14 protein-coding genes are annotated in these 19,559 nt (G+C 42.1%); 9 read left to right on the top strand and 5 right to left on the bottom strand.

The window, feature by feature from the left end:
- Positions 1 to 68: 68 nt before the first annotated feature.
- Both psaB and RMZ41_RS19560 read right to left on the bottom strand, forming a co-directional pair.
- Positions 69 to 2,297, bottom strand: a complete 2,229-nt coding sequence (gene psaB / locus RMZ41_RS19555) for a photosystem I core protein PsaB (RefSeq protein WP_322643190.1) — start codon at positions 2,295 to 2,297, stop codon at positions 69 to 71.
- A 456-nt stretch (positions 2,298 to 2,753) separates the two neighbouring features.
- Positions 2,754 to 2,999, bottom strand: coding sequence for a hypothetical protein (locus RMZ41_RS19560; protein ID WP_322643189.1), 246 nt, complete (start codon positions 2,997 to 2,999; stop codon positions 2,754 to 2,756).
- A gap of 283 nt (positions 3,000 to 3,282) precedes the next feature.
- On the opposite strand from RMZ41_RS19560, the gene RMZ41_RS19565 reads away from it, so the two are divergent.
- From RMZ41_RS19565 to RMZ41_RS19585, 5 genes are all read left to right on the top strand, one after another.
- Positions 3,283 to 4,371 (top strand): M24 family metallopeptidase, encoded by a 1,089-nt coding sequence (locus RMZ41_RS19565; protein WP_322643188.1) that lies wholly within the window; start codon positions 3,283 to 3,285, stop codon positions 4,369 to 4,371.
- A gap of 5 nt (positions 4,372 to 4,376) precedes the next feature.
- On the top strand, positions 4,377 to 5,459 hold the full coding sequence (gene galK / locus RMZ41_RS19570) for a galactokinase (RefSeq protein WP_322643187.1): 1,083 nt from the start codon (positions 4,377 to 4,379) through the stop codon (positions 5,457 to 5,459).
- Positions 5,449 to 5,844 (top strand): signal peptidase I, encoded by a 396-nt coding sequence (locus RMZ41_RS19575; protein WP_322643186.1) that lies wholly within the window; start codon positions 5,449 to 5,451, stop codon positions 5,842 to 5,844. Before galK ends, RMZ41_RS19575 begins: the two co-directional genes overlap by 11 nt.
- Positions 5,845 to 6,168: 324 nt before the next feature.
- Positions 6,169 to 6,978 (top strand): phytanoyl-CoA dioxygenase family protein, encoded by an 810-nt coding sequence (locus RMZ41_RS19580; RefSeq protein WP_322643185.1) that lies wholly within the window; start codon positions 6,169 to 6,171, stop codon positions 6,976 to 6,978.
- Positions 6,979 to 7,135: 157 nt separating this feature from the next.
- Positions 7,136 to 8,152, top strand: a complete 1,017-nt coding sequence (locus RMZ41_RS19585; RefSeq protein ID WP_322643184.1) for a glycoside hydrolase family 43 protein — start codon at positions 7,136 to 7,138, stop codon at positions 8,150 to 8,152.
- Here the strand turns inward: RMZ41_RS19585 and RMZ41_RS19590 are convergent.
- A complete protein-coding gene (locus RMZ41_RS19590) occupies positions 8,146 to 8,286 on the bottom strand; it encodes a DUF4383 domain-containing protein (protein ID WP_322643183.1) in 141 nt (46 codons plus the stop codon). The two genes, RMZ41_RS19585 and RMZ41_RS19590, sit on opposite strands and share 7 nt — an antisense overlap.
- Positions 8,287 to 8,870: 584 nt before the next feature.
- Between RMZ41_RS19590 and glf the strand changes: the two genes are divergently transcribed.
- Positions 8,871 to 11,306, top strand: coding sequence for a UDP-galactopyranose mutase (gene glf, locus RMZ41_RS19595; RefSeq protein WP_322643182.1), 2,436 nt, complete (start codon positions 8,871 to 8,873; stop codon positions 11,304 to 11,306).
- Between the two features lie 146 nt (positions 11,307 to 11,452).
- On the opposite strand, the gene RMZ41_RS19600 is transcribed toward glf, so the two are convergent.
- The gene (locus tag RMZ41_RS19600) at positions 11,453 to 11,716 is read right to left on the bottom strand and encodes a hypothetical protein (RefSeq protein WP_322734493.1); all 264 of its coding nucleotides are present in this window, start codon (positions 11,714 to 11,716) and stop codon (positions 11,453 to 11,455) included.
- A 154-nt stretch (positions 11,717 to 11,870) separates the two neighbouring features.
- Here RMZ41_RS19600 and RMZ41_RS19605 point away from each other — a divergent pair, with 154 nt between their 5' ends.
- The gene (locus tag RMZ41_RS19605; RefSeq protein WP_322643180.1) at positions 11,871 to 14,078 is read left to right on the top strand and encodes a family 1 glycosylhydrolase; all 2,208 of its coding nucleotides are present in this window, start codon (positions 11,871 to 11,873) and stop codon (positions 14,076 to 14,078) included.
- 179 nt (positions 14,079 to 14,257) lie between these two features.
- Positions 14,258 to 15,244 carry a UDP-glucose 4-epimerase GalE gene (galE, locus tag RMZ41_RS19610; protein WP_322643179.1) on the top strand — a complete coding sequence of 329 codons (987 nt, stop codon included), beginning with the start codon at positions 14,258 to 14,260 and terminating at the stop codon, positions 15,242 to 15,244.
- 107 nt (positions 15,245 to 15,351) lie between these two features.
- Here the strand turns inward: galE and RMZ41_RS19615 are convergent, their stop codons facing one another.
- Positions 15,352 to 16,815: an MFS transporter gene (locus RMZ41_RS19615; protein WP_322643178.1), complete on the bottom strand. Its 1,464-nt coding sequence runs from the start codon at positions 16,813 to 16,815 to the stop codon at positions 15,352 to 15,354.
- An 848-nt stretch (positions 16,816 to 17,663) separates the two neighbouring features.
- Here RMZ41_RS19615 and RMZ41_RS19620 point away from each other — a divergent pair.
- Positions 17,664 to 19,442 carry a KAP family NTPase gene (locus RMZ41_RS19620; RefSeq protein ID WP_322643177.1) on the top strand — a complete coding sequence of 593 codons (1,779 nt, stop codon included), beginning with the start codon at positions 17,664 to 17,666 and terminating at the stop codon, positions 19,440 to 19,442.
- Positions 19,443 to 19,559: the final 117 nt, after the last annotated feature.

Raw genomic sequence — 19,559 nt, forward strand, 5'->3', positions numbered from 1 at the left:
AATCCCCCTTTATACCATTAGGTTAAAGGAGGATGATAGCTAAGGTCAGAGGATATCTATCAACAATCTCAACCGAATTTACCGGCGGTTGAGGCTATGAGGAATGCTGCATAAGTAAGGATGTAACCAACTGTAAAGTGAGCTAGACCCACTAACCAACCCTGGACAATAGACAGAGCAACAGGCTTATCTTTCCACTGAACTAAGTTAGCTAGCGGAGTACGTTCGTGTGCCCAGACAAGAGTTTCAATTAGCTCTTGCCAGTACCCACGCCAGGCAATTAGGAACATGAAACCGGTTGCCCAAACCAAGTGTCCAAAGAGGAACATCCAAGCCCAGACAGACAAATTATTCGTACCGTAGGGGTTGTAACCGTTAATCAACTGAGCGGAGTTAGCCCAGAGGTAATCACGGAACCAACCCATAAGGTATGTAGAGTTCTCATTAAACTGAGCGACGTTACCTTGCCAAACACCAAGATGCTTCCAGTGCCAATAGAAAGTTAGCCAACCAAGGACATTCAGCATCCAGAACATAGCCAGATAAAAAGACTGTTCCCAGGAGGAAGTTTGACAAGTACCGCCCCGTCCAGGCCCATCGCAGGGGAAGGTATAGCCGAAATCCTTTTTATCAGGCATCAATTTGGTACCACGAGCATCTAATGCGCCCTTGACACAAATTAATGTGGTGGTGTGCAAACCTAAAGCGATCGCATGGTGAACCAAGAAATCACCAGGCCCAATGGTTAAGAACAGGGAGTTTGTACCAGAGTTAATCGCATCTGTCCAGCCTGGCAACCAAACGTTACCGAAATTAGGCCAAGCTGTGTAGGCAATACTATCTGGGTTAGATAATAAGGCATCCATCCCATACACCAGTTTCCCGTGAGCAGATTGGATGAATTGAGCAAACACCGGCTCAATCAAAATTTGCTTTTCAGGAGTGCCAAAGGCAACTACAACATCGTTGTGGACGTATAATCCCAGGGTATGGAAGCCCAAGAATAGCGACACCCAACTCAGGTGAGAAATAATCGCTTCTTTGTGCTGAAGTACACGCTCAAGTACGTTACCCTTATTCTGTTCTGGGTCGTAATCCCGAACCCAGAAGATCCCAGCATGGGCAAATGCACCAATCATCAGGAAACCTGCAATGTACTGGTGATGAGTGTACAGCGCCGCCTGGGTTGTATAGTCCTTACCAATGAAGGCGTAAGGAGGCATCGAATACATGTGCTGCGCCACCAATGATAATGCAGTACCTAATGCTGCCAGGTGTATGGACAACTGGAAGTGTAGGGAGTTGTTGTAGGTGTCGTACAGCCCTTGGTGCGGTAAGTTGAACTGACCTTCGGTTTGGATGCCAAAGAAATTTCTGGCGTTGAGCATCTCTTTGATGCTATGACCAATCCCGAAGTTAGTCCGGTACTGATGACCGGCGACAATAAAGATAACTGCGATCGCTAAATGGTGATGAGCCATATCGGTCAACCATAGCGATTCTGTTTGAGGATGAAAACCACCCAAAAAAGTCAGAATTGCTGTCCCTGCGCCTTGAGATGTGCCAAACACATGTCCTGATGTATCAGCATTCTGGGCGTATACACCCCAATCACCTCTCCAGAAAGGTGCTAAACCTGCTGGGTGCGGCAAGGTAGTCAGAAAATTTTCCCAACCAACATGAACACCGCGAGATTCGGGAATGGCAACGTGAACAAGGTGTCCGGCCCAAGCCAGAGAACTAACACCAAACAAACCTGCTAGGTGATGATTCAGGCGAGGTTCAGCACTCTTAAACCAAGCCAAGCTCGGACGATACTTAGGTTGCAAGTGCAGCCAACCAGCAAATAAGAACAATGCTGCTAACAGTAACAAGAACACTGAACCTTGATAAAGGTCACTGTTCGTCCGCATCCCAATGGTGTACCACCAGTGGTAAACACCAGAGTAAGCAATGTTAACAGGATAGGGAGCGCCCCCTTGGGTAAAAGCTTCTACTGCGGATTTACCGAAATGAGGGTCCCAAATCGCATGAGCAATTGGGCGAATATGTAGCGGATCTTTAATCCACTGTTCAAAGTTACCTTGCCAGGCTACGTGGAACAACAGACTAGATGCCCACAGGAAAATGATTGCCACGTGACCGAAGTGAGTAGCAAAAATCTTTTGGTAAAGATTTTCCTCGGTCATCCCATCATGGCTTTCAAAATCATTTCCCGTAGCGATCGCGTACCAGATCCGACGTGTAGTTGGGTCTTGTGCGAGATCCTGATTAAATTTAGGATATTTTGTGGCCATGTATTTTAGTCACATCCTCCTTAAAGATTAATCGAAGTTGCTAGCTTTAATGAGCCAGCAACTTTTGGCAATTGAATCAGTACCCTTACAGCCTTAAGTTGAAGACAATCTAATAGCAAAAGCTGGTGAGTATTTAAGGGAAAACACACTTATTTCTTAGATTTACATCATTGGCTAGGATGATGTAATTCAGTTCCATAGAAGTAATAAACTAATTAATGACTACTGTTTCCATCTAACTATCGGAGGATATTGATATTAAATGAACTTGTAGTCTCAAATACAATCTCAATGCCACAAAAATTACCAAATTCTTCATCAAAATAAGCTTAATATTTTGTGAAAATAATTTTAAATAAAAATATAACAAAATATTAAGTTTTTGTTTACAAAAGAGTTAGTAAGCTGTAATACTAACTCTTTATACTTTTTCTGGGACTTAGTTAAGCGAATTACTCAAGGATTAATAATTCCGTAGTAAATGGCGACAACAAATAAGAAAGTCGATAATATAACTACGGTAAAACCATAGCGAACTAGTGGATTGGGTAAGTCCCGATCGGTCATTACACTATCCTTTTGTACCTGAGTCATGGGTTCAGATTTCCCCGATTCTTGTGAATTTATATAGTCAGGTGTGTTATCTACCAAGGGAACATTATTATTCTCTGTCTTTGTCTCTTGAGTCTCTTGGGATTGCATGGGTTTTTTTCATATCTGTGTAACTCCTGCGCTTTCATAATTTCAAATATTGGCTAACGACTACATCATTCTTGGGAATTACTTAATTTGATATGCGGTTATGCTAAAAGGGTTACACAATGTGAAATTAATTTGTAATTAAGAATACAGTTCTCTAAGTAAATATTGAATGCCAAACTCAATATAATACCGTACCCAAGTTTTTTTCAAACCATAGATATACACATATAAACATAGATGAATCTCATAATTATCTGTATTCATCTGTGGTTACTAATTTTGTATGAACGAAGAAGTCTCCAAAAAACTAGAGTTAATCAGGGAAACCTTGCGTGAAACCGAAGTGCAAGGCGTGCGTTTGCGCGGTACAGACTGGTTTGCCTGGGCAACAGGTGGCGCTTCTAGCACCGTGCTGCTTACTGCTGAAACTGGCATAGCAGAAGTATTAGTAACTACTCAAGATGCTTGGATATTAACAGATGAAATTGAAGCCCAGCGTCTTATTGATGAAGAATTGCCAGCTAATTTTAAGGTACATGTCAACCCTTGGGCTGATGCTGCTGCCCGTGAGTCTTTTGTTCGTGATGCAACTGCTGGAGGAAAAGTAATTAGCGATCGCCCCATCTCCAATTTAGAACAGCCGTTACCCCCATCTCTACAACTACATAAACGGGTAATGATGTCAAGTGAATTAGAGCGATATCGCCAAATTGGGCAAAAAGCTAGCGTTGCAATGACAGAGGTACTCAAAGCCGCCAAGCCAACTTGGACAGAATATCAGTTAGCGGGTGCGGGTGCAGAGGCATTATGGGCGAAAGGGTTGCATCCGGCGCTGACACTAGTAGCGGGTGAAAGGCGTTTACCGTTATATCGTCATGCGACAGCCACCAAAGAACAGATTGGGCGGCAAGCAATGTTGGTGTTTTGCGCTAGAGGTTACGGTTTGTATGCAAATCTGACTCGATTTGTTTCTTTTGGTGCGCTTTCAAACGAACGAGCCGAGTTACATTCCCACGTGCGTGAAATAGAAGCAGTAGTTTTAAATTTGTGCCAACCCGGAACTACCCTTGATGCAGTTTATCGCGCCCTAACTCAAGCTTACGAAAAGTATGGATTTCCCAATGCCATCCTTGAACATCACCAGGGAGGAACCACTGGATATTTAGCGCGAGAAATCGTAGCAAATCCAACTACTACTGATACTTTGGCAGAAGGTATTGCTGTCGCTTGGAATCCTAGTTTACGAGGCGCAAAGGTTGAAGATACTTTTGTGATCCTTCAGGATGGAAAGCTGGAAAATCTGACTTTTGATTCAAATTTTCCTAGTGTTGAAGTAGAAGGAAGGTTACGCCCAGTACCTTTGTACAATTAAAAATTATGGATTTTCAACAAGTATTCGGTCAACCACCTGAAACTAAAGCCAGTGCGCCAGGAAGAGTAAACTTACTAGGCGAACATACCGACTATAACGATGGCTTCGTTCTTCCGACTGCAATTCCTCAATCGACGACGGTACAGCTAGGTTATAGTAGCGATGGCCGCCATCACTTTTACTCGGAAAATCTCAACGAGCAAGTGGGTATTTTAGATATCAATCATACCCCGTCTGGATTCGCCAGTTATATTTTTGGCTGTATTGAGGTTTTGCAAAAAGCCGGATATACAATCTCATCGCTTTGTGTGTACGTCCAATCATCGGTTCCTATGGGTTCAGGTTTGTCTAGCAGTGCAGCTTTAGAAGTAGCAACGCTTCGGGCAATACGCCAACTTCTGAACCTTCCCATTGATGATGTTGAAATTGCCCAATTCGCCCAGCAAGCAGAAATTCACTATGCCGGCGTGCAATGCGGCATCATGGATCAGATGGCTTCTAGCTTGGCTGATACTGAGCATATCTTGTTTTTAGATACTCGGACTTTAGAACGCCGGGTGATGCCTTTGCCTGATAATGCGGAGATTTTAGTGATTGATAGCGGTGTACCCCGCACACTTGCAAGTAGCGGTTATAACCAGCGTCGGGCTGAATGTGAAGAAGCGGCGCGATCGCTAGGAGTTAAGGCACTGCGAGATATTACTGATGTTGCAGTAACAGCAAAACTACCCGAACCTCTACGGCGGCGTGCCCGTCATGTGGTGACAGAAGATAACCGCGTCTTGGAAGTCTTGCAGGGAGTAACATCTGAGCGTTTTGGCGAATTAATGAACGCTTCCCACGCTAGTTTGCGAGATGATTATGAAGTGTCCGTACCTGCGCTGGATACTTTAGTAGAACTATTACAAAAAACTCCGGGAGTATTTGGTGCAAGACTGACGGGTGCAGGCTTTGGCGGGGCAAGTGTAGCTTTGGTTAAATCGGGTGAGAGCAAAGGTATTGCAACTCATGTCCTTGAACAATACAATCAAGCAGGTTACAACGGACAAATTTTGGTTCCTTCATTGGGATTAAGCGATGCAGCCTAAAGTTGTTTATGGAAATGCAGCCGTTGAAGGTGTAAATCGTTGGGGATGGTTCATGGGTCACTTTATCACCCCTGAAGACGATCCGCGTTCCACAGAAATGCTAGAGGTAAAATGGGCTGTTCACAAAGCAGGTGAGAGTAGAACTGATTGGGCAGTAAATAACCAAGCTGCTACTCTTTCAATTCTCATTCATGGAGAATTTCGCCTGCAATTTGAAGATAGAGAAATTTTATTATCTCGTGAGGGTGATTATGTTCTTTGGTGTGCAGGTGTAACACATTGGTGGGTTGCTGAGTCTGACTGCACGATTCTGACTGTCAGATGGCCTTCAAAGCCAGGCGATAGTGTTGCCTTGCCTGGAGTGTCAACCCCTTTGGGGAATTAAAAATTAAAAATTAAAAATTAAAAATTCCAATCCACATAAATAAATTTATTTGCTTTGAAAACTTTGGACGTAGTAAATATGGGCTGTGCGTCACTATGTACATCTTTTTTGCTTCTCCATAAATAAATTCAGTTGCTCTGTATCCTTTGCGTTTTCGGTCAAAAAGTTAGTTTGGTCATAATTAATTTTAATTAATTGTTACAGAGAATTGGTGTAAGCCACTAATTTTAAAAATAGTGCGCTACTATCGACAAGCAATTAAAAAATTCCCTAGAAGTCTGATATTAATACGACTCTAGTTTTAAGTTGGAGAGGATAAAAAAGATGATTCAAAGTATAGGCGGTATAGCGAAATATTCAGCTACCGACCTAGACCGATTTGCTCAAGAACTAAATAAAGACGGAATTTGTGTCATTCCTGGTGTTTTTGAGCAAAAATTAATTTACGAATGGGCACAAGCTTTTGAAAAATTATTTCACGAACGTCAAAATCAACCAGGTGGGTTGGCTCCTCGTGAAGTTTCCCGCTACTATCTAACCTTGCCTTGGATTTACCCATTTGCGAATGAATTAGTTTTTGCCAATCCAGTGATTATGGGTATCTTAGATCGCGTGTTTTACCAAGAATACGTAATGGTTCAGATGGGAGTTGATGTTCCATTCCAGGGTTCAGATTATCAGGAAACCCATCGGGACTTTCGTCCACTGTTTAGCGATCGCATAGTTACACCACTTTACGCTCTCGCAGTCAACTTTCCCCTTGTGGAAGTAACCGCAGAAAACGGGCCGTTTCAAATGGCGCGTGGAACCCATGTTATACCGCGAGAAGAGGGATTAGAGAAGGTAGCTAGTGGTGAAATTCCGATGGAATCTTTTTATATGCAGCCTGGTGACGTAATGGTGCGATCGCCTTTAGCACTGCATCGGGGTTCCCCAAATCGGACAAACCAGCCAAGACCGATGGTAGTTATGGGCTATGCGATGCATTGGTTGCACACACCAAAGGTAGATTTAACTCTCCCACAAGACTATTATGATAGCCTCCCAGAAAAACTAAAGCAGATGCTACGGTGTCAGCTAGTAGAAAGCTTACCTAAGAATAAAGTCGAAACTTACGTGAATTTTAAATACTAGTAGTTTTTCAAGGCAACAATGCTTGGTAAATAAGTTTGTAGTAAGGACTTTAGTCTTTATGTTAAGCACTGAAGTGCTTACTACATACCCAAGCTTTCCTTAACTTGATAAACCACTAGTGGAAGAAGGATTTTTGTCATTTCTATAGATAATTAAGATGCAAACCTATACTAATCCAGTCTACAAAGGTTATTTTGCCGATCCTTTTGTTTGGCAACACGAAGGGGTATATTATGCGATCGGAACTGGCGCAGCAGAAGCAGAAGGAATGGTAGATGAAATAGCGGATGCACCAAATATTAACGCCAATCATAAATCGCTTGTCTTTCCTCTGTTACGCTCCTTCGATTTTGTGAATTGGGATTTTGTTGGTAACGCGCTACAACGGCCAGATCCAGCCCTTGGCGATAATTTTTGGGCCCCCGAAGTTGCTTACAGCAATCGCCAATTTTATCTCTACTATTCTGTAGGACATGAAGACAAGAATCATCAGTTACGTGTGGCTACAAGCGATACTCCGTTAGGCCCTTATCAAGATGTTGGTGAGCCACTTGTAGATCCAAAATCTTGTCCTTTTGCGATCGACCCGCATCCATTCTGTGATGATGATGGACAGTGGTATTTGTTTTACGCCCGTGACTTTCTAGATACATCGGATGGAGTGCGTGCTGGCACAGCGTTGTTTGTAGATCGGCTTCAAACCATGACTAAGCTTGCCGGTGAAGGGAAAGTGGTTTTACGAGCGCGAGCCGATTGGCAGCGGTTTTTAGCTGATCGTTTGATGTACGGTGAAATCTATGATTGGCATACTTTAGAAGGCCCCTGCGTTCGTAAGCATGAAGGTAAATACTACTGTTTTTATAGTGGTGGACGCTGGGAAACTGAGAACTACGGCGTAGATTATGGCGTTGCTGACAACGTGATGGGACCTTACTCTGATGCAGGTAACGAAACTGGGCCACGGGTGCTAAAGTCTGTTCCTAATTTTGTTAGAGGGCCGGGACATAATTCTATCGTTATTGGGCCAGATGGTAAGACTGAATATGTTGTCTACCATGCTTGGACGAAAAACATGGATATGCGGCAAATCTGTTTAGATATGCTGATTTGGAAATCAGAAGGCCCATCTTGTAATGGCCCTACCTGGACACCGCAGACTATCAGTAACTATTGAAGCAAAAAGTTGGTAGGAATTGCACCAAAGAGATAACCAAAACCTGAATAAGCACCAGCAGATTCATTAAGTGGAACAAAAGCTGGTACAAATCCAGCTAAACCTAAAAGTAAATAAATGACTCCCATAGTCAAAGCAATGTAACGCTCAGTTATTTTTGCCTAATTCTTATAATTAAACTTGCTTAATATTCCAAAACTGACACAAAAATCTTCTCTATTCCTCTTCCCTCTGTGTTCTCTGCGCCTCCGTGGTTCGTTTATCTGGATAATTTATTTTCTGAAAATCCTTTAGAAGCGATCGCGTCAGGTTCATTAATTAGCATAGAACTACTTTACACTGAATAATTAAGTAATGTAATCAAAAAACTGGACTTATTAATATTTAATACTTTTATTAACTATTTTAATATTTTTGTATGAAATCGAACAGACAAAAAAACATATATATGCATGTATTTTGTTATTGTATAAGGCAAAAGATAGTACTTAGGGCTTAATAAAAAAGTAATTTAATATTTATTTAGGTAGATGAGTAAATCATAAATAAAACAGTATTTTATTAATACAACAAAGAATTGATTATAGCGATTCGATAGAGCAATGCAGCAAACTGTGTTGCAAACTTTTGCCTGAAAGTAATCTTGGTGCTGCCTTACAAAGAAAAGGTATTAGCGTTTGGCTAATCAGAATTAATAATTTAAATAATGAGACGAACTATGGCAAGTGAAAAATCTCAAGTCAAAAACAATGGTGTCGGTAATATTATTTCACCTAAGCAGCGTAAAACAAAGCGATCGCAGCTAGCTGAAACCCAATCATCGGGTACATCACGGTTGAATTTAACTTCGTCTAATAAAAAAGTTCAATCAACAGAAACCTTTAAAGACACACCTGATATAGTTTGCTTATCTCATTTACGTTGGAATTTCGTTTATCAAAGACCACAACATCTTCTTAGTCGCTGCGCTCAAGGAAAACGAGTGTTCTTTATTGAGGAACCAATTTTCTCTGAAGAACCCTTGGCAAGATTAGATATAAACGAAGATTCTAATGGAGTGGTTGTGGTCGTGCCACACCTACCACAAGGTTTAAGCGAAGAAGCAATCAACGCAGATTTACAAGTACTAATTAATAATTTATTTGCAGAGCATAATATCAACAAATACATTTGTTGGTATTACACACCAATGGCGATCGCCTTTACCCGTCACTTGCAACCCCAAGCTGTGGTGTACGATTGCATGGATGAATTGTCTGCATTCCAGGGCGCATCACCCACTTTAAAGAATTACGAAGCCGAACTATTCAACCGTGCAGACTTAGTATTTACAGGGGGACAAAGCCTTTACGAAAGTAAGGTGAACCAGCACCCCAACGTTTATGCCTTTCCCAGCAGTGTAGATGTTCCTCACTTTGGTCAGGCGAGAACTGTTCAAGAACCAGAAGATCAAGCTCATATTCCCTATCCTCGTCTCGGATTCTTTGGTGTAATTGATGAACGGATGGATATTGAACTGCTTGCGGGAATTGCCGAAGCACGTCCCGACTGGCATTTAGTAATTATTGGGCCAGTTGTCAAAATCGATCCCGCAAGTCTGCCAGAGCATGAAAATATCCATTATCTCGGTGGCAGAGATTATAAACAACTACCTGCCTATTTAGCAGGCTGGGACTTAGCCATGTTGCCGTTTGCGCGTAACGAGTCAACCCGCTTTATTAGCCCGACCAAAACTCCAGAATATCTTGCCGCAGGTAGACCTGTTGTATCTACCTCAATTCGAGATGTGGTGCGCCCTTACGCAGAGTTGAAGCTAGTGCGGATTGCAGACACGGTTTCTGAGTTCGTCACTGCCGCAGAACAAGCAATGCAAGAAGACACCCCAGCCTCAGAATGGTTGAGTCGAGTAGATGTCTTTTTAGAAAAGATTTCTTGGGATCGTACTTGGGCATCAATGATGAAGCTGATTGACTCTGCGATCGCCGCCCGCGATGGTGAAGACAAAGCTAACTCCACAGGTGCGGCTGGTAAACAAGCACCAAATATCATTACCAGAGATTTTGTCTTTGATTACTTGGTTGTCGGCGCTGGTTTTTCTGGTAGCGTCATTGCTGAACGTTTGGCAACTCAAGGTAAAAAAGTGCTGGTTGTAGACAAGCGCAACCACATAGGCGGCAATGCCTACGATCATTACAATGATGATGGCATTCTCGTACACAAGTACGGCCCCCACATCTTTCACACCAACTCCCGCGAAGTTTTTGAATACCTCTCACGCTTTACTCAGTGGCGGTCTTACGAACATCGCGTCCTTGCAAGTGTAGATGGGCAACTTGTTCCGATTCCCATCAACCTCGATACCATCAACAAGCTGTATGGGATGAATCTCAATTCATTTGAGGTGGAAGAGTTTTATAAATCCCTTGCTGAACCTGTAGAATACATCCGCACTAGTGAGGATGTGGTGGTCAGCAAAGTTGGTCGAGTACTGTATGAAAAGTTTTTCCGAAATTATACCCGTAAGCAATGGGGACTTGACCCATCGGAACTTGACAAATCAGTAATTGCTAGAATTCCCACACGAACCAATCGTGACGATCGCTATTTTACCGATAGCTACCAAGCAATGCCACTCCACGGCTTTACCCGGATGTTCGACAATATGCTCAATCACCCGAACATCAAGGTAATGCTTAACACCGATTATCGGGAAATCCAAAAAGCTATACCTTGCCGCGAGATGGTATATTCCGGGCCAGTTGACGAATACTTTGATTATCGCTACGGCAAACTACCATATCGTTCGCTCGATTTCAAGCATGAAACGCATAACACCTCTGTGTTTCAATCAGCCCCAGTCATCAACTATCCTAATGAACAGCTTTATACTCGTGTGACAGAGTTTAAATACTTGACTGGTCAGGAACACTCTAAAACTAGTATTGTTTATGAGTTTCCTCAAGCTGAGGGAGATCCTTATTATCCTGTACCGCGTTCTGAAAATCAGGAAATTTACAAGAAATATAAGGTGCTGGCTGATGAAACTCCAGGGATCTATTTTGTAGGACGATTAGCGACCTACAAGTACTACAACATGGATCAATGTGTTGCTCAGGCTTTGTCTGTGTACAAACAAATTGCGGTTAAGGCTTAAATAATTCCTAATTCACCCCGTGCGTGTACACAACTTTCTTTCAAACCTAACCCCCTGCTCCTCCCTTGGAAGAGGAGCAGGGGGGAGGAAAAAGCTTAACTGAACTGTATTCCCTGATAAAGGGCTACAGTGTAAACATAAGTCTTTTAAAGTTGCTGCGTAACGTAGGGTGGGTTAATTTTTGTAGGTCGATACAACAAAGATGCAGGGCAATGCAACAAAGGTGCGGGGCAATGCAACAAAGATGCAGGGCAATGCAACAAAGATGCAGGGCGATGCAACAAAGGTGCAGGGCGATGCAACAAAGGTGCAGGGCGATACAACAAAGATGCGGGGCGATGCAACAAAGGTGCGGGGCGATGCAACAAAGGTGCGGGGCGATGCAACAAAGGTGCGGGGCGATGCAACAAAGGTGCTTAGTTTTTAGCCTTAACTGAACTGTATTACTGTGTAACACACTGAAAATCTAAGATGGTGCGTTAACCTCCGGCATAACACACCCTACAAAAGTTGAAAAAAACGCATTAAACAAAATATCTAAAATATCAGCTTGAGTTGTAAATTATGATTTCTGCTTCCAACTCGACACTTAACAGTAATAAAGCACAACTTCCTCTAGAAGTGTGGGCTGGTGTAGAGTGTACGGTTAATCGTGTGGGTGAAGAGTATTTCGATCAGTTAGAACGCAATGGTCATGCAACCCGCTTAGATGACCTAGATTTATTTGCCCAACTTGGCATACACGCCATCCGTTATCCAGTTATTTGGGAGCGGATAGCACCCAACGGTTTAGAGAATGCTGATTGGTCGTGGACAGATGAACGGCTGGAGCGTTTGCGCGAACTCGGCATTTGTCCGATTGTGGGATTAGTGCATCATGGCAGTGGCCCGCGTGATACCAGCTTGGTAGATCCAGAATTTCCTGAGAAACTAGCGGTGTTTGCTCGTGCGGTTGCAGAACGCTATCCCTGGGTTACACATTACACACCCATCAACGAACCACTGACAACAGCACGATTTAGCGGGATGTACGGTCACTGGTATCCTCACGGAAAGGACGATTTAACTTTTGCCCGTGCATTGTTGGGAGAGTGTAAAGCGATCGCTCTTTCGATGCAAGCAATCCGGGAAGTCAACCCCAATGCCCAACTCGTACAAACAGAGGATTTGGGTAAAACTCATAGTACACCAAAGTTGGCTTATCAAGCAGAATTTGAGAACGAGCGTCGTTGGTTGAGTTTGGATTTATTATGCGGTCGAATCAACCCAACTCATCCTATGTGGGCTTACTTGCGCGATTGTGGTGTAAGTGAGTCTGAGCTTGAAGAATTTTTACAATATACCTGTCCACCTGACATTATCGGCATTAACCATTACCTGACGAGCGAACGCTTTTTAGATGAAAACCTAGAAACCTATCCAGCTTGGACGCATGGTGGTAATGGTCGAGACAAGTATGCAGATGTAGAGGCAGTGCGAGTTTGCGCTGAGGGTTTGGCAGGGCCGCGGACATTGCTCAAAGAGACATGGGAACGCTATAAACTACCTTTTGCTGTCACTGAAGTTCACCTGAGTTGCACCCGTGAGGAACAGCTACGCTGGCTCAATGAAGTGTGGAATGCAGCCCAAGAATTACGAAACCAAGGTGCAGATGTTCGGGCTGTGACTGCTTGGGCACTTTTGGGCAGCTACGATTGGAATAGTTTAGTGACTCGTTCGGCAGGATACTACGAGCCAGGTGTGTTTGATTTGCGATCGCCACGTCCCAGACAAACAGCGATCGCTAAAATGGTGCGAGATTTAGCCACTGGACATAAACCCAATCATCCACTACTTGATACACCAGGATGGTGGCATCGACAAGATCGCCTATTGTATCCAGCCGTCAGTTGTCGCGTATCGCTCCCATCTCCCCCAGTTTCCTCCCCTGTTTCCAATCGTCCTCTGGCGATCGTTGGAGCCACAGGAACATTAGGCAAGGCTTTTGCTCGGTTGTGTGAAGTCCGAGGAATTTCATATTGCCTGCTAAGACGACAAGATATGGACATTGCCAATCCTGCTTCCGTCAATAAAGTACTTGCCGAGTTGCAACCGTGGGCAGTTGTCAACGCTGCGGGATACGTGCGGGTAGACGATGCCGAACGCGAACCCGATATTTGTTTAAAGGTAAACGCTGAAGGGCCAGCAATTTTAGCTGCTGCTTGCGCTCAACATGATGTAGCGCTGCTAACTTTCTCTTCAGATTTGGTATTCGATGGTGCTGAGTCTAATCCTTATGTCGAAACTGATACCGTTGCGCCCCTGAATGTATATGGATGCAGCAAAGTTTTAGCAGAAAAGCTGGTATTACAGGCTCATCCGGCATCACTAATGATTCGCACCAGCGCATTTTTCGGCCCGTGGGATGATTATAACTTTGTGACGATCGCTCTACGGCAATTAGCTGCTGGGAATACTTTTGTTGCAGCCGAAGATGCGATCGTTTCACCCACTTATGTACCCGATCTTGTCCATGCCAGCCTTGATTTATTGATTGATGGCGAGAAAGGTTTGTGGCATTTGGCTAACAAAAGTGCTATTGCCTGGGCTGACTTGGCACGACTAGCGGCGAAAAAAGCAGGTGTAAGTGTCAGTAGTCTAATTGCTCGTCCTACACAAGAACTTGGTTTGATTGCTCCCCGCCCAGCTTACAGCGTTCTTGGTAGCAATCGAGGTGAATTAATGCCACACCTTGACAGTGCAATTTCTCGCTACTTGGAAGAAAGAAATTAGTTGGCTGGCAATCTAATTTTAAGAGGAGCAGTGGGCAGGGGAGCAGAGGGGCAGAGGGGACAAGGTGACAAAAGTTTAGAACTTCCAACAAGTCTTTCCCCTTGTCCCCAATTCTCCTTGTCCCTCTGCTCCTCTTTCCCATGCCCAATGCCCAATGCCCCATTCCCCATCACAAAATTATGTCAACTATTTTAGTAACAGGAGGAGCCGGATACATAGGCTCCCATGCTGTATTAGCTCTGAAAAATGCAGGTTATGAAGTAATCGTTTTAGATAATCTCTCGAATGGACATCGAGAACTTGTAGAAGAAGTTTTGCAGGTAAAATTGATTGTGGGAGATATGAGCGATCGCACTCTACTTGATAATATCTTCTCAACTCACAATATAGAGGCAGTAATGCATTTTGCTGCCTATATTGCAGTGGGTGAATCTGTCACCGACCCAGCCAAATATTACCAAAATAATGTTGCAGGCACTCTGACACTTTTAGAAGCAATGCTAGCTGCGTCAGTTAACAAATTTATCTTTTCTTCTACTTGCGCTCTCTATGGTGTACCAAAGTTCGTTCCCCTTACCGAAGAACATCCGCAAGATCCCATTAGTCCCTACGCTACGAGCAAGTGGATGGTAGAAAGAATTCTATCTGATTTTGATGCAGCCTATAATTTAAAGTCTGTACGTTTCCGTTATTTTAATGCCGCGGGTGCTGACCCTAATGGGTTGCTGGGTGAAGACCACGAACCTGAAACTCATCTCATACCGCTAGTACTACTAACTGCTTTTGGTAAGCGTGAATCTATTTTGATTTTCGGTACTGATTACCCTACGCCTGACGGAACTTGTATCCGAGATTATATTCATGTGACTGACTTGGCACAAGCCCATATTTTAGGTTTGGAATATCTGCTCAAAGGTGGAGAGAGTGAAGTATTTAACCTCGGGAATGGCAGTGGTTTTTCAGTTAGAGAAGTAATAGAGACTGCAAAAGAGATAACAGGCAAAGAAATTAAAATAGAAGAACGCGATCGCAGACCAGGCGACCCTCCAATTTTAGTTGGCAGTAGCGACAAAGCAACTAAAATACTAGGCTGGCATCCAGAGTATCCTAATCTGAATGAAATTATTGCCCATGCTTGGCAATGGCATCAACGAAGACATAAATAGCCAAAATATGTTTTTGCACTGTTAGGGAAAGGATTTTGAGTTTCTTTACCCTTTTCCCCTTCCCCTTTACCCCGATTGCAACAAGTCTAATATTTACGCCGACCTACTTATTCCACTTCTATCAAATTAGTTGACTGCTTGATTGGGAATAGGAATCGTATTAACTGACCCAATGGTATAGAGCGTTGCTCTTGTACAAAAACTAAGGGTACAAGTGCAGCCATGCGTAGTAAGCCTGAGAGAACAAATAGCCCCAGCAAACCCGCAGCACCAGGGAGAGTTGCTAGAAAGCCACCGACAGTAATACCCATTGCTCCAGTGATACCAGCAATTGCACCTGCGATCGCAAAATAACTAGATTGATAACGTAGTGGTGCTATTCCCATCATCAAATTGTTAGTACACAGATCAATTGCGGCCCATGTAGCGCCAGCTAATACGTGCAATAGGGGTAGCCAGATCCAAAAAGAAATTTGATTGCTTCCAACTAAGAGCCACAGCAGAGGTGTCACCCCCACTAAGACCCCCACTAATAACAGTAACGGGCGATTCCCAATCCGGTCGGCCAGTTTGCCCCACAAAAGTAGCATTAGCATATTTGCACCAGTTCCTAAGCCGTGATAAACCGTCACCACACTAATATCTATATTCAGGTTATCCAGCAAATAGAGATTAAAGAAGGGAGCGCTGATGTTAACAGCAAAGCACCAGATGCTCAGGTAAAGCACAAACTTCAAAAAGTTAGCATCTTTAAACAAGCCAAAATCTATTCCTTGGGTCTGCGGCTGTGATGTATCTGAATCACCAACTTTTAAAAGCTGCGGGTTGATATCAGTCATCCAGAACTGACTGCCCACACTAATTAGTCCTAGCACAATTCCTAAAACTAAGACTGCACCATAACCTTGAACTGTTCCACCAGGCCAAGCTGATACTGCTAAACCTAGCAGAGGCACACAAACAAGGTTTGTCAAACCGAGAATACTATTGCGAAAGCCGAAATATCGCCCCCGCAATCGCTGAGGCACTAACACAGCCGACCACCCAAGCCAAGGCGCACGACCAAAAGCTTCGATGATATTAGCTACTAAGAGAATTCCTAATGTCAACTCTATTACTTGGTGTCCAGTGATATGAGATGAATTAACCAACCAAATTGCTGGTAGAAGAATCAACCATAGCAACCGCGACGGGATGAAAATACATAAGAAATACCAACGAAAGCTGGTACTTCGATTTACTAAATACGCTCCCAGTGGTTGGAGTAGATTCACCATCTGAGGAATAGCGGCAAGTAGACCAATTTCGACTGGGCCAGCGCCTAACTCTAGCAAGAAATTACTGAGCAAAGCACCGCCGATGATGCTATAAAGAACCGCAGCAAAGACACTTTCATAAGTTAGTGCTTTGAGACTTTGGCGAATTTCTAGTTTAGAAATTTTTAGAAACAGGTTTGGAGTTGGAAAAAGTACCGTCTCTGTTAATGCCCTATCCTCTGAGATTTCTTGAATGGGGACAGGGGGAAGAGAATTACCTTCTATTGAAATATCATCTTCTTGGGGCTGAAGCATATTATTTAGTCAATATTTAAAGAGTTAAATTTATATAGATACTATTAACCAAAATTAGCAAAACTTATATAGCGTTTCTTAATCATAGAAGGTGTATCTTAACCCTCTCCTCGCTTACAGTGAGGGGTTCTGTACCTAGCTCAACCAAGAACCACCATATAAGATTTAATCAATATAGCTTTTCCTAATCAAATGAGGTACATTATAGCCCCCTCATCGCTTACAGTGAGGGGGTTTTTGTATGTCGCCAGACCGAGAAACGCTATAAGTTTTAAGGCATTGTAATTGCTTACTTGTCCATAGTAACTATTGGCTAGAAATTGCTTCTATAGAAGAAATAACTAACATCTAACTGTGGTTATGCTTCTATCGAATAAGTCAATTATTTAACATAAAGTTAATACAGATTTTACTACAAGCTCCAGTATGCTAAATCTAGCAGTTAATTAATGTTTGGTGAAGATATAATAATAGAATTTTTTCAAAATCATTCTTGAGGATTAATACCTTTATATAGGAATATTAAAATTTAGCCTCCACTAGTACACATAGACATAAAGAAGGCTGCATTTATATAACCAATAGTTAGGATTAGGTTGAAATTTAACTTATTTGAGTAGTCTTTTTAGATAATGTAGAGAGAAAATTTACCAGATAGGCTGTTTATCTATTTAAGCTCCTAATTTCAGCGATGCCAAATAATTAATCTAAAACCAATTGCATAAGCCTTGAGGAAATTATTTCACTGGAAATTCCCATCCCAAGGGATCATTACTCATCCTACTGAATATGTCACGATGGGCTATGCCCCGATGGAAGCGATCGCAACATGAGCAAGAAAACTTTTTATGGCACAGACGGAAATTAACGATATATCGGTAGATAGTTCCTTAATCGATCCAGAAAAAGACCTGTTAGGACATGCCAGCTTCGCCAAGTATTTAGCAAACAGCATTTGTAAAATGACCTTTCCTGAAGGTTTCGTTATTGCAGTTTATGGTTCTTGGAACTCTGGCAAATCTACACTATTAAACTTTGTAGTTCACTATCTTCAGCAAAAACCAGACGAGGAGCAACCAATCATCGTTCCTTTTAATCCCTGGTTATTATCTGGACACCAAAATATCACAAGGCGCTTTTTTGAACAATTACAAAACGTTTTAAGCCAACAGTCATCTGTATCAAGAGGTTTGAAAGAGACATTAGCTGATTTTGCCGCCATTATTTCAGACATTCCTCTACCTTATGCTCAAACTGGCAAGGCATTAGCGGCCTTATTGGACGAAAAGGACAAGGAAGCTGCCGAATTAAAAGAAGAAGTAGAAGATACGTTAGTACAGCAGCAACGGCGAATAGTTATAACAATTGATGATATCGATCGGTTGGCTGCTGAAGATATCAAGCAGTTATTTCGTATTTTCAAAGCAATGCGAAATTTTACTAACGTTGTCTATCTTCTGGTCTTTGATAAACAAGTTGTAATGAAAACAATTGCAGATACCAAAGAAATATCAGGAGAAGCATATTTAGAAAAAATTATTCAAGTTAGTTTTGAGTTACCTGTTCCTGATAAAATCTCACTTCGCAGGCTTCTTTTTGAAAAGCTTGATAACATATTTGCTGAAACTCCAAAACAAGAAATCAACCAAAATCGTTGGGGTGAGATTTACTTTCAAGGAATAGATCGCTTTATAAATAGTATTCGTGATATCACTCGTTTGATTAACACTTTAACAGTGACATATCCAGTAGTAAAACATGAAGTAAACCCTGTTGATTTCATTGCTATTGAGTCTTTACGAGTCTTTAGCCCAAATATATATAGTATCATCCATCAAAATACTCATATTTTTGTAGGAGAGGTAAATATTTCAATAGATGAATTCAAAAATCTTTTTAATACCTGGATTGCTCAACTGCGAGATGAGGAAAAGCAGCCTATTAAAAACCTGTTAATGCACCTTTTTCCTAAATTAAAATCTGTCTGGGGTAATAAATATATAGATAAAAAACAAGAGTTGCAATGGCGTGAGCAGCTACGTGTCTGTAGTTTAGAAGTTTTTCCTATTTACTTTCGTCTATCATTATCAGCAGTTGAATTGTCTAATGCTCAGATAAAACCTATCCTTGGTTTTATGGGAGATGTAGACAAATTTAGAAACTATCTGATAGAACTTACTAAACAAAAACTTCCAAACGGCACAACCCAAATTAGGGTATTTCTAGAACAGCTAGAAAACTCTACTGAAGAAGAAATTCCTGTGAATTACATCCCTTTAATTGTAGAAGCTTTGTTAGATGTAAGCGAGCAATTATTAGCTCAAGATAATGAATTTAATGGCATTCTTGCTTTTAGCAATGAAATTATTATTAGTCGTTGTATCTCGCAACTCTTGCGTCAAATTAATGAAGTATCACGATTTGAATTGCTAAAAAAAGTAATTATCCAAGGGAAAGCATTACCAATAATTAATCATGAGATTGAAATACTAAAAGAGCAACAAAGTCAATATGGTACAGATAAATCTAGTTATGAGGGAGAATTGCTTGTGAACGCACAACACCTTAAAGAACTGGAAGAATTGACTAACAGAATCCTGGTAAAAAGTGATACTAGCTATAAATAATAGTTCTTGCGTTAGTTAGCATGAACAGAGTTTGAAAATTAAGTTTTGACAATACGTGCAATTACTTTTGCAAGAATTAGAATTGAGATTCTTATTAAACAAAATATAGCATTTATC

The sequence above is a fragment of the Nostoc sp. DedVER02 genome, assembly GCF_034530675.2.
Lineage (GTDB): Bacteria > Cyanobacteriota > Cyanobacteriia > Cyanobacteriales > Nostocaceae > Nostoc.